The 11,596-nt window shown below is 72.8% G+C and carries 11 protein-coding genes; 5 read left to right on the top strand and 6 right to left on the bottom strand.

Features of this window, described 5'->3' with window-relative positions:
* Positions 1-113: 113 nt before the first annotated feature.
* Positions 114-998 (bottom strand): alpha/beta hydrolase, encoded by an 885-nt coding sequence (locus AB0927_RS40445; protein WP_366672864.1) that lies wholly within the window; start codon positions 996-998, stop codon positions 114-116.
* A 92-nt stretch (positions 999-1,090) separates the two neighbouring features.
* Positions 1,091-3,571, bottom strand: coding sequence for a DEAD/DEAH box helicase (locus AB0927_RS40440; protein WP_366672863.1), 2,481 nt, complete (start codon positions 3,569-3,571; stop codon positions 1,091-1,093).
* Positions 3,572-4,075: 504 nt separating this feature from the next.
* Between AB0927_RS40440 and AB0927_RS40435 the strand changes: the two genes are divergently transcribed.
* Positions 4,076-4,819 carry a ferritin-like fold-containing protein gene (locus AB0927_RS40435; protein ID WP_366672862.1) on the top strand — a complete coding sequence of 248 codons (744 nt, stop codon included), beginning with the start codon at positions 4,076-4,078 and terminating at the stop codon, positions 4,817-4,819.
* Positions 4,820-4,849: 30 nt separating this feature from the next.
* Here AB0927_RS40435 and AB0927_RS40430 read toward each other — a convergent pair whose 3' ends face one another.
* The 4 genes from AB0927_RS40430 to AB0927_RS40415 form a co-directional block, all read right to left on the bottom strand.
* Positions 4,850-5,113, bottom strand: a complete 264-nt coding sequence (locus tag AB0927_RS40430) for a hypothetical protein (protein ID WP_366672861.1) — start codon at positions 5,111-5,113, stop codon at positions 4,850-4,852.
* 169 nt (positions 5,114-5,282) lie between these two features.
* Positions 5,283-5,510 carry a DUF3107 domain-containing protein gene (locus AB0927_RS40425; protein ID WP_366672860.1) on the bottom strand — a complete coding sequence of 76 codons (228 nt, stop codon included), beginning with the start codon at positions 5,508-5,510 and terminating at the stop codon, positions 5,283-5,285.
* Between the two features lie 141 nt (positions 5,511-5,651).
* Positions 5,652-6,293 (bottom strand): TetR/AcrR family transcriptional regulator, encoded by a 642-nt coding sequence (locus tag AB0927_RS40420; RefSeq protein ID WP_366672859.1) that lies wholly within the window; start codon positions 6,291-6,293, stop codon positions 5,652-5,654.
* A 132-nt stretch (positions 6,294-6,425) separates the two neighbouring features.
* Positions 6,426-6,647, bottom strand: coding sequence for a hypothetical protein (locus AB0927_RS40415; RefSeq protein WP_366672858.1), 222 nt, complete (start codon positions 6,645-6,647; stop codon positions 6,426-6,428).
* A 200-nt stretch (positions 6,648-6,847) separates the two neighbouring features.
* Here AB0927_RS40415 and AB0927_RS40410 point away from each other — a divergent pair, with 200 nt between their 5' ends.
* The 4 genes from AB0927_RS40410 (at position 6,848) to AB0927_RS40395 (ending at position 11,492) form a co-directional block, all read left to right on the top strand.
* A complete protein-coding gene (locus AB0927_RS40410; RefSeq protein WP_366672857.1) occupies positions 6,848-7,864 on the top strand; it encodes an alpha/beta hydrolase in 1,017 nt (338 codons plus the stop codon).
* 68 nt (positions 7,865-7,932) lie between these two features.
* Positions 7,933-9,420, top strand: coding sequence for a DUF3152 domain-containing protein (locus AB0927_RS40405; protein ID WP_366672865.1), 1,488 nt, complete (start codon positions 7,933-7,935; stop codon positions 9,418-9,420).
* Positions 9,421-9,476: 56 nt separating this feature from the next.
* The gene (locus AB0927_RS40400; protein ID WP_366672856.1) at positions 9,477-9,572 is read left to right on the top strand and encodes an Ms4533A family Cys-rich leader peptide; all 96 of its coding nucleotides are present in this window, start codon (positions 9,477-9,479) and stop codon (positions 9,570-9,572) included.
* 201 nt (positions 9,573-9,773) lie between these two features.
* Positions 9,774-11,492, top strand: a complete 1,719-nt coding sequence (locus tag AB0927_RS40395) for an ABC transporter substrate-binding protein (protein WP_366672855.1) — start codon at positions 9,774-9,776, stop codon at positions 11,490-11,492.
* Positions 11,493-11,596 lie beyond the last annotated feature (104 nt).

Below are 11,596 nucleotides of genomic sequence, written 5' to 3'. Positions count from 1 at the left end.
CCTCCGCCTTGCGTCTCGACGCACCAGACCCCGCTCACCTGGGTCAAAACCGTGCCGTGACTTCCCTCCACCAAGATCCGCCGGACACCCCCTAGCGGGCCTCGCCTACCGCGTCACGAGCGAGCCTCGCCGACCGCGTCCCAGAAGCCGGCGAGGGCGTCGGCGGTTTCCAGGGGGCGCTCGGTGTTGGGGGAGTGCCCGGTGCCGGCGATGACCGTCCGGCGCGCGCCGAGCCGTTTCGCCATGTCGTCCAGCAGGGGCACCGGCCAGGTGTCGTCGGAGGCCCCCGACACGACGTGGAACGGCAGTGGCACGGCGGCCAGTTCCGCGACCCGGTCCGGCTCCGTAGCCAACTGGCGCCCGGCGGCGAGGAGTTGCGCCGGCTTCGTGCCCATCCAGCGGCGCCGCATGTCCTCCTGGACGCCGGGGGCGTCGCCCGGCGCGGGCGTCCCGGTCTGCTCGGGCGCATCCATCTCCCGCATCGCGTCCCAGACCTGGGCCATCGTCAGCACGGCGAGGGTGTCCCGCAGCAGCCGCACGCGCTCTCGCTGGGCGTCGGAGATCCGCGCCGGCCCCGACGACATCAGGGTCAGCGACCGGAAGGGCGTCCGGTCCCGCAGGACGGCCGCGCGGGCGACCTGCCCGCCGAAGGAGTGCCCCAGCAGATGCACCGGCTCGCCGAGCGCCGCGGCCTGTGCCAGCACGTCCGCCGCCAACTCGCCCTGCGTGTACGCCGATTCGTCGGCGTCGGGCCCGTCCGACTCGAACTGCCCGCGTCCGTCCACGGCCACGGTCCGGTATCCGCGCCCGGCCAACGGCACGTGCAGCGCGTTGAAGTCCTCCTTGCTGCCGGTGAACCCGGGCAGCAGCAGCACGACCCCCTTCGCCTCGACCCCCTCGGCCACCGGAGCGTCGACGACGGCGAACTCCCCGCGCGCGGTGCGCAGCGCGTACGCACGGGCGCCGGGGGGCGGAACGAAGGTGTCGGGCCTGCTCATGGGGAGAGGTTAGCCGCAGGGGTCCGGCATACGCCGACGGCCCGGTCCACCGAGGTGGACCGGGCCGTCATGGACGCTGCGGTGCCGCCGGGTCAGGCGTCCGGGGCCTGACCGGCCGCCGTCGCCTTGCGGGTGCGGCGGCGCGGCTTCGTCTCCGGCTCGTCGGTGGCCTGCGCCGGGATCTCCGCGGTGGCCGTCTCGGCGACGGCCTTACGGGTCCGCCGGACCTTCGGAGCGGCGGGCTCGGCCCCGTCGACCGGCTCCGCGGCAGCGGCGGTCTTCCGGGTGCGGCGCGGCTTGGCCTCCGTGACCTCGGCGGCCTCGGCGGTCGCCGCGGTCTTGCGGGTGCGGCGGGGCTTGACCTCGGCCTCGGCCTCGGGGGCGTCGGCCTCCGGCTTGGCGGCGGCGGTCTTGCGGGTGCGCCGCGGCTTGGTTTCCGCCTCGGGGGCGTCGGCCTCCGCGACGGTCGCCTTGCGCGTACGGCGCGGCTTGGTCGCCGGAGCGGCCTCCTCCGCCGTGGCCTCGGGGGCCGGCTCCGCGGCCTTGCGCGTGCGACGGCGCGGCGCGGCCTCCGTACCCTCGGCCGTCTCGACGGCCTCCACGGCCGCCGCGGCGGTCTTGCGGGTCCGGCGGGGCTTGACCTCGGCCTCGGCCTCGGCCTCGGGGGCGTCGGCCTCCGGCTTGGCGGCGGCGGCCTTGCGGGTGCGCCGCGGCTTGGCCTCGGCCTCGGGGGCCTCGGCGGTGACCGCAGGTGCCTCGGCTGCCTTGCGGGTGCGGCGACGGGGCTTGGCCTCGGCGGCCTCGGCCGTCTCCACCGCCGCCTCGGCGGCCGGCTCGGCCGCCTTGCGGGTGCGGCGGCGCGGCTTGGCCTCCGGCTCCGGCTCGGACTCCACGGCCACGGCCGCGACCGGGGCCGGAGTTTCCACGACGGTGGTCTCCACCGTCTCCACCGGCTGCGCCGCCACGGGCTCCGCGGCCTTGCGCGTACGACGGCGACGCGGCTTCTCGGCGACCTCCGTGACCTCAGCGACCTCCGTGACCTCCGGCGCCTCCGTCGTGACGGGGGCCGGGGCGGCGACGGGCGCCTCCTGCGGCTTCTCGGTGGTCACCTCGGCGGTCGGCGTCGCCGCGGCCGGAGCCTGAGCGCCGCCGCGGGTGCGGCGACGACGGCGCGGGGTGCGCGTCGCCGACTCCTCCACGGCCGTGGACTCGGCGGCCGGCGCCGGCGTGGCTCCGTCCAGCGGGGCACCGCCCCGGGTACGGCGCCGACGGCGCGGGGTGCGCGCCGGACGCTCCTGCTCGGCGTGGGAGTCCGCACGGTCGTGCCGGTCGTGCCGGTCGTTTCGACCACCGCGGCCACGGCCGTGGGCGCCGCGCCCACCGGTCTCGCCCAGGTCCTCCAGCTCCTCCGCGGCCAGACCGGCACGGGTCCGCTCCGAGCGCGGCAGGATGCCCTTGGTGCCCGCGGGGATGCCGAGGTCGGAGAAGAGGTGCGGGGAGCTGGAGTACGTCTCCGCCGGGTCGTTGAAGTCCAGCTCCAGCGCCTTGTTGATCAGCTGCCAGCGCGGGATGTCGTCCCAGTCCACGAACGTGATTGCCGTACCCTTGGCGCCCGCGCGGCCGGTGCGGCCGACCCGGTGCAGGTACGTCTTCTCGTCCTCGGGGGACTGGTAGTTGATGACGTGGGTCACGCCCTCGACGTCGATACCGCGGGCGGCCACGTCGGTGCAGACCAGGACGTCGACCTTGCCGTTGCGGAACGCGCGCAGCGCCTGCTCGCGGGCGCCCTGGCCGAGGTCGCCGTGGACCGCGCCGGAGGCGAAGCCGCGGTGCTGGAGCTGCTCGGCGATGTCGGCCGCCGTGCGCTTGGTCCGGCAGAAGATCATCGCCAGTCCGCGGCCCTCGGCCTGCAGTATGCGGGCGACCATCTCCGGCTTGTCCATGTTGTGGGCGCGGTAGACGAACTGCTTGATGTTCGCGACCGTCGCGCCCTCGTCGTCCGGCGCGGTGGCGCGGATGTGGGTGGGCCGGGACATGTAGCGGCGGGCGAGACCGATGACCGCGCCCGGCATGGTCGCCGAGAACAGCATGGTCTGGCGCTTGGCCGGGAGCATGTCGATGATCTTCTCGACGTCGGGCAGGAAGCCCAGGTCGAGCATCTCGTCGGCCTCGTCGAGGACCAGGCACTTGACGTGCTTCAGGTCGAGCTTCTTCTGGCCCGCGAGGTCGAGCAGGCGGCCCGGGGTGCCGACGATCACGTCGACGCCCTTCTTCAGGGCCTCGACCTGGGGCTCGTAGGCCCGGCCGCCGTAGATCGCCAGCACGCGCACGTTGCGGACCTTGCCGGCCGTCTGGAGGTCGTTGGTGACCTGCGTGCACAGCTCGCGGGTGGGGACGACGACGAGCGCCTGCGGGGCGTCGGTGAGGTCCTCGGGGGTGGCGCGTCCGGCCTCGACATCGGCGGGGACGGTCACGCGTTCGAGGATCGGGAGGCCGAAGCCCAGCGTCTTGCCGGTGCCGGTCTTGGCCTGGCCGATGACGTCCGTGCCGGAAAGGGCGACGGGGAGCGTCATCTCCTGGATGGGGAAGGGATTGACGATGCCGACGGCCTCCAGGGCCTCGGCGGTCTCGGAAAGAATCCCCAGGTCTCGAAACGTCGTAGTCAGGGTGCTGCCTCTTCTGTGTGGCGCGGTGCGAGGCGAGCGCGGGGGTCATGACTGACCGTGCCGGGGACGTCGGCTGCCGTACGGGCGAACCTGTCCAGGCAAGCCGTAGGCAGGGGACCTCTGCCGACGCTCTAGCGCTCGTACCGCTGAGGGTGTCCCTCCGGTCGGTGTACGTACTGAGCCGTACGGCCGCGGAGGTCTGTCGGGTCGGAGCCGATCGGGCCACCGACCGGGCATCCTCATGCGTGCGCCCTGTCGGGGCACGTCGAATACCACCGACGCACTCAGCAGGCGCATTACCACCATACCCCGGATTCGCGCACATGCGATGGCCGAATTGGTCACGTAGTCGTGGTCACAGTGATCGGCCGGGGGCTTGAGGGCGGCGCCGAGCGGGCTATTGTGCGCCTCATGACTAGCTCTGACAAGCCTGAGAACGCGTCCGCCGCCCCCGAACCGACCGGTGTCGCCGCGCAGGACTGGGCGCAGGCCGCCGCCGAGCCGCACTATCGCGCCGCCGTCGTCGATCTGCTCGGGGCGCTCGCCTATGGAGAGCTCGCGGCGTTCGAGCGGCTCGCGGAGGACGCGAAGCTCGCGCCGACCCTCGCGGACAAGGCGGAGCTGGCGAAGATGGCGTCGGCCGAATTCCATCACTTCGAGCGGCTGCGGGACCGGCTGACGGAGATCGGCGAGGAGCCCACGGCGGCCATGGATCCCTTCGTCGCCGCGCTCGACGGTTTCCACCGGCAGACGGCGCCTTCGGACTGGCTGGAGGGGCTGGTCAAGGCGTACGTCGGCGACTCGATCGCGAGCGACTTCTACCGGGAGGTGGCGGCCCGGCTCGACACCGACACGCGGGAGCTGGTGCTCGCGGTGCTGGACGACACCGGGCACGCGGAGTTCGCGGTGGAGAAGGTGCGGGCCGCGATCGACGCCGATCCGCGGGTCGGGGGCCGGCTCGCGCTGTGGGCGCGGCGGCTGATGGGCGAGGCTCTGTCGCAGTCGCAGCGGGTGGTGGCGGACCGGGACGCGCTGTCCACGATGCTCGTGGGAGGGGTGGCCGACGGGTTCGATCTCGCCGAGGTGGGGCGGATGTTCACCCGGATCACCGAGGCGCACACCAAGCGGATGGCGGCGCTGGGCCTCGCGGCCTGAGCGGCGGGGGCGCCCCTTTCGGGGCGCCGCCTACGCGGTCACCGAGCGGCGGGCCCTCGACGGGCGCAGCAGCAGGGACAGCGAAGCGGCCGAGATGATCGCCGCGCCCAGGAAGGGCACCAGGCTGAAGCCGGAGCCCAGGGCGCTGTGGGTGACGAAGGCGCCCAGGAGGGCGCCCGCGGTGCCGGTCGCGTGGACCAGGGGGCGGGCCGGGAGGCGGTGGGCGAGGCGGACGGTCGCCGCCCACGCGAGCAGGAGACCGAGCACGGCGGCGCCGAGTGCTTCCAGGATCATGACGGGGGTCCCTCCCACGGCCGGTCTGCCTTGAACGGTCGTAGCCCGTCTTACCCGTGACCTGCGGACCGCAATCCTCCGCTATGGAGGAGTTGTGTCGTCTCTGTGCGCGCCACCCCAGCGCAAGGGCCCGGCGGCCGAGTGCCGCCGGGCCCTTGCCATGGCCTGCTCAGAGCGCGCCGAAGCCCACCTTGCGCACCGTCGGCGCGCCGAGTTCCACGTACGCCAGCCGGTCCGTCGGCACCATGACCTTGCGGCCCTTCTCGTCCTCGAGGGTCAGCAGCTGCGTCTTCCCGGCCAGCGCGTCGGACACCAGGCGCTCGACCTCCTCGACGCTCTGAACGCTCTCCAGAACGATCTCGCGGGGCGCGTGCTGCACGCCGATCTTGACCTCCACGGCTTTGTCCCTCCGACGGTCAGTGATGTGCGCGATCTCCCGCGCCGTACCAGCACACATTAGCCCGGTGAGGGGACGTGCACGCTGCGGGCCGGAACGCCAAGAGCGAACAGCTCCCGGGAATGAACGCGGCGAGGAAACTCAGTGGTGCTCATTGCCGTGCAGCGGGAAGCCCGCGATGCCGCGCCAGGCGAGCGAGGCGAGGAGCTGCACCGCCTGGTCGCGCGGCACGCTGCGGTCGCTGTGCAGCCAGGAGCGGGCCACCACCTGGGCGAGTCCGCCGAGGCCGGAGGCGAGCAGCATGGACTCCGCGCGGGAGAGACCGGTGTCCTCGGCGATGACGTCGCAGATCGCCGCGGCGCACTCGTTCGTCACCTTGTCGACGCGCTCGCGCACCGCGGGCTCGTTCGTCAGGTCCGACTCGAAGACCAGCCGGAAGGCGCCGCCGTCGTCCTCCACGTAGGCGAAGTAGGCGTCCATGGTCGCCCGCACGCGGTGCTTGTTGTCGTTCGTCGACGCCAGCGCGGTGCGCACGGACTGGATCAGCGCCTCGCAGTGCTGGTCCAGCAGCGCGAGGTAGAGGTCGAGCTTGCCCGGGAAGTGCTGGTAGAGCACCGGCTTGCTGACGCCGGCCCGCTCGGCGATGTCGTCCATCGCCGCGGCGTGGTAGCCCTGAGCGACGAAGACCTCCTGGGCCGCGCCCAGGAGTTGGTTCCGTCGGGCTCGGCGCGGCAGCCGGGTGCCGCGCGGGCGTGCTGCCTCAGTTTGCTCGATGGCTGTCACGCCGCCTCCCAATGTCGTCCACATGCGGTGTCGACCGCGCGGCCATCGTACTTTTCGGTAACCGTGGTGTGCGCGGTGCGAACGCAGAATTTCATGTACCGGACGACGGCGAAAGCCGAGCCGCACGGGTGATCAGCGGTAGTCGTCCTCGTCGATCGCGACCACGCGTGCCTGTTCGAGTAGATCCGCCTCGTTCGCCCGGTCCTTCTTCTCCGCCGTCACGGTGTCGTCGCGCTCGGGCCGGATGTCGGCCTGCTGCTCGACGGTGTCCACTACCGGGTCCTCGACGCCCAGCTCGGGGGTGTCGTCGTCCAGTTCCTCGATGGATTCGGGCTCGGTGGGATCCTTGGCCATGATGGGCTCCCTTCCTACGAACGTCCCTGGGAACAGCAGGGGCCACACGCGGGTGCCCTCTGTACGAGCCTAGGAGACGGCCGATCCGGATGCCACGGCGTGCGCGTCCGTTTCGCCCACCGGTTGCCCCCGGCAGAACGGCTCATTCTGTGACGGCGAACACACGAACCCCCGTGTGATCACCTCGTAACATTGCCCGCATGTCTTCCACCGAGTCGCCCTCCGCGCCGGCCGCCAGTGTCCTTCCCCGGGTGGCGCCGGTCCGGGTCGGCGAGGGGGAGCGGCTGCGGACGGTGGGTCTGCCGGGGGTCACCTTGTCGGTGCGCTACCGGCCACCGGCGCGCGAGGACCTGCCGCGCGCCCTGTATGTCCACGGGCTCGGCGGCTCCTCGCAGAACTGGTCGGACCTGATGGCCGCGCTGGACGGCGTCGTGGCGGGCGAGGCGCTCGACCTGCCGGGCTTCGGCGACTCCCCGCCCCCGGACGACGGCGACTATTCGGTCACCGGGCACGCGCGGGCCGTCATCCGCTACCTGGACGCGGCCGGACGGGGTCCCGTCCACCTCGTCGGCAACTCGCTCGGCGGCGCGGTCAGCACCCGCGTGGCCGCCGTGCGCCCCGACCTGGTGCGCACCCTCATGCTGATCTCGCCCGCGCTGCCGGAGCTGCGGATCCAGCGCTCCGCGGTGCCGACCGGACTGCTCGGCGTGCCCGGCATCGCGGCCCTGTTCACCCGGCTCACCAGGGAGTGGACGGCCGAGCAGCGGGTGCGCGGGGTCATGGGGCTCTGCTACGGCGATCCCGGCCGGGTGTCGCCGGAGGCCTTCCGGCAGGCCGTCGAGGAGCTGGAGCGGCGGTTGCGGCTGCCGTACTTCTGGGACGCGATGGCCCGCTCCGCGCGCGGCATCGTCAACGCGTACACGCTCGGCGGGCAGCACGGGCTGTGGCGGCAGGCCGAGCGGGTGCTCGCGCCGACCCTGCTCGTCTACGGCGGCCGCGACCAGCTCGTCGGCTACCGCATGGCCGCCAAGGCCGCCCGCTCCTTCCGCGACTCCCGGCTGCTGTCCCTGCCCGACGCCGGGCACGTGGCGATGATGGAGTACCCGGACGTGGTGGCGCGGGCCTTCCGGGAGCTGCTGGCGCAGACCGGGGACGGCGACGACAGTACGGACACGGGCGGCGGGGAAGCCGCCGACGGTACGCGAGCGGGGAGCTGAAGCACACCGTGGGACGCCACAGCCGCCGAGGACCGGCCAAGCCGGCCGCGAAGGACGCGGGTCCGGAGATAGCGGCGAAGAGCGAGCGGGGCGCGCCCGGTCGCGACGTGCCGGGACTCCCGGAGGGGGCGCCGGGCGGTGGTGCGCCGGGCCGTCCGGCCGGTGCGTCGGGCGGTGGTGCGCCGGGTCGTCCGGCCGGTGCGTCGGGCGGTGGTGCGCCGGGTCGTCCGGCCGGTGCGCCGGGCCGTGGTGTTCCGCGCGCGCCCGACGGGACCCCCGCCCGTGGTGTTCCGCGCGCGCCCGACGGGACCCCCGCCCGTGGTGTTCCGCGGCTGCCGGACGGTACTCCGGCTCGTGGGGTTCCGCGGCTGCCGGACGGCACTCCGGCCCGTGGTGTTCCGAGGCCCGCCGGGGGGACTCCCGCGCACGGCGTGCCGGGTGGCCCCGGCGGGGCCGCCGCTCGTGGCGGGCACCCCGAGCAGCGTGAACCCGGGGGCGGCTGGGGGGAGTTCCCGGGGCGGCCCGGGTCCGATACGGGCGCGCACCAGGTCGTGCTGCCCCGGCAGCGGCAGCCGGGTCCGGGGGCAGGGCCGGGCGGCGCCGCCGTGCGCGGTCCCCGGCAGGACTACCTGGACGCCTTCGACCACGGCCGCGACGGCGGCGGCGGACCCGGCGGCGCCCGCACGAAGGAGCGGCCGGCCGAGGACCCGGAGCGGGAACCGGAGCCGGAGGCCGAGGAGTCCGGTGCGGACAAGGCGTCCCTGCCCGCGCAGCGCGGCGGCAAAGGGCGGGCCTTCACCGGTATCGCCGCGGCCGCCGTCACCACCGTGCTCGCGGTGGTCGTCGCAGGTCAGGTGACCGAGGGGCGCGACGGTGGCGCGGAGCCGGGGCGGGCCGTGCCGGACCAGGGTGCCGGCGTGGGTGCCCGGCCCTCCGTGAAGCCGAGCGCGGTGCCGCTGACGTACGAGCAGAAGATGGACCGCACGTATCCGCTGAGCGCCACCCTCAAGGCGTCCGGGAAGTTCGACACCGTCCCCGGGACCGACAAGGCGCCCGGCACGGGCCGGAAGTACCGCTACCGGGTCGACATCGAGCAGGGACTCGGCCTGGACGGCGCGCTGTTCGCCGCGGCCGTGCAGAAGACGCTGAACGACGACCGGAGTTGGGGGCACGGCGGCACCCGCACCTTCGAGCGGGTCTCCTCCGGGACACCCGACTTCGTGATCACCCTGGCCAGCCCCGGCACCACCGCCACCTGGTGCGCCAAGTCGGGCCTGGACACCACGGAGGACAACGTCTCCTGCGACTCGGCCGCCACCCAGCGCGTGATGATCAACGCGTACCGATGGGCTCAGGGCAGCAAGACATACGGCGACAAAATCCACATGTACCGGCAAATGCTGATCAACCATGAAGTCGGCCACCGGCTCGGCCACAATCACGTCACCTGCGAGAAGGACGGCGAACTCGCGCCGGTCATGCAGCAGCAGACCAAGTTCCTCGACCACGACGGGATCCACTGTCTGCCCAACGCCTGGCCCTATCCCAGGAGTTGACAATCGGCGCTTATGTCACATTGACATGAGTCGTAAGTTCGTTCATATTTCTGCGCATGTGGTCTAGCCATGCCGTCTCCGACAGCGCCGCCATCGAGCTGGCGCTGATCGGCGTGACCGCGCTCTGCGTGGCCGACGTCCACTGTCGCTGACGCCGCCCCTGGCGTTCGCGTCGCGACCTTTCTCCTTTCTCTCCGTCCGTGGCCCCGGTCGTTCTCCGACCGCGGCTCGGTCACGGATTCTTCGACGACCCGACGCCGGGGCCGACGTCTGTCCATGGACGTCTCACCCTTCGTCCGTCTGTCTCACTTTTCGAGAAACCCTCGAATCGTTCCCGAGAGGTCGTCATCCCGATGCGTCAACCGTCCGTCATAGCGCGCCGCGTGGCAGCGGCATCCGTCAGCCTGGTCGTGGCAGCGGGCGCCGCCGCCTGCGGCCCGAAGGACAGCGGTGCGAAGGGCTCCGGAGGCGACTCCACGCCCCACAAGGGCGGCACGCTCACGGTCCTGAACTCCGAGCCGCAGACCGACTTCGACCCCGCGCGGCTGTACACCTCCGGCGGCGGAAACGTCCCCTCGCTGGTCTTCCGCACCCTCACGACGCGCAACCGGGCGAACGGCGCGGCCGGCGCCAAGGTCGTGCCCGACCTCGCCACCGACACCGGGCGTCCCAACAAGGACGCGACCGTGTGGACGTACACCCTGAAGAAGGGCCTGAAGTACGAGGACGGCACCCCGATCACCTCGGCCGACGTCAAGTACGGCATCGAGCGCTCCTTCGCCCCCGAACTCTCCGGCGGCGCCCCCTACCTGCGGGACTGGCTGGTCGGCGCGGCGGACTACCAGGGGCCGTACAAGGACAAGAAGGGCCTGTCGGCGATCGAGACGCCGGACGAGCGCACACTCGTCTTCCATCTGGTCAAGCCCGAGGGCGAGTTCCCCTTCCTCGCCACCCAGACGCAGTTCGCGCCCGTGCCGAAGGCCAAGGACACCGGCACCAAGTACGAGGAGCACCCCGTCTCGTCCGGCCCCTACGAGGTCGTGAAGAACGAGAACGACGGCGAGCACGTGCTGCTCAAGCGCAACCCCCACTGGTCCCCGGCCACCGACGACCAGCGCAAGGCCTACCCGGACACCATCGAGGTCCGCTCCGGCCTCGACTCCTCGGTGATCGACCAGCGGCTGTCCGCCTCCCAGGGCGCGGACGCCGCCGCCGTCACCACGGACACCAACCTCGGCCCGGCCGAACTCGCCAAGGTGACCGGCGACAAGGCGCTGGCCGCGCGCGTGGGCACCGGCCACTTCGGCTACACGAACTACATCGCGTTCAACCCCACCGTGAAGCCGTTCGACAACCCCAAGGTGCGCGAGGCCATCGCCTACGCCGTCGACCGCTCCTCGGTGGTCAACGCGGCCGGCGGCAGCGCGCTCGCCGAGCCCGCCACGACCTTCCTGCCGAACCAGAAGTCCTTCGGATACACGCCCTACGACCCGTTCCCGGCGGGCGCGTCCGGCAACCCGGCGAAGGCCAGGGAACTGCTGGCGCAGGCCGGCTACAAGAACGGGCTCACCGTCACCCTGACGCACTCCAACGCCAAGGACTTCTCGACCAGCCCGGAGATCGCCACCGCCCTCCAGGACGCCCTCAAGAAGGCCGGCATCACGGTCAGGCTCCAGGGCCTGGAGGACAACGACTACCGGGACACCGTCCACAGCGTGAAGACCGAGCCCGGCTTCTTCCTGGCCGGCTGGGGCGCCGACTGGCCCTCCGGCGGCCCCTTCCTCGCCCCGATCTTCGACGGCCGGCAGATCGTCGAGAACGGCGCCAACTTCAACGCCAGCCGGCTCGACGACCCGTCGGTCAACGACGAGATCGACGCGATCAACAAGCTGACCGACCTCGACGCGGCCGCCGCGCGCTGGGGCGCCCTGGACCGGAAGATCGGCGCCAAGGCCCTCGTGGTGCCGCTGTTCCACCCGGTCTACAAGCGCCTGGTCGGCAAGGACATCCGCAACGTCGTCATCAGCGACTGGACCGGCGTGCTGGACATCTCCCAGGTCGCGGTGAAGTGACGCCGTGACCGAGTCACCTGTAGCCGCCGGGGCCGCCGGGACGGGCACCCCCGTCCCGGCGGCCCCGGGGGCCCGGCGGGTGGGGGGGGGGCTGCGGGGGGCGC

The sequence above is a fragment of the Streptomyces sp. NPDC048106 genome (assembly GCF_040706415.1).
Taxonomy (GTDB): Bacteria; Actinomycetota; Actinomycetes; order Streptomycetales; family Streptomycetaceae; genus Streptomyces.
The sequence above is the reverse complement of the archived record's forward strand: the minus strand, read 5'-3'. Positions and strand labels throughout refer to the sequence as shown.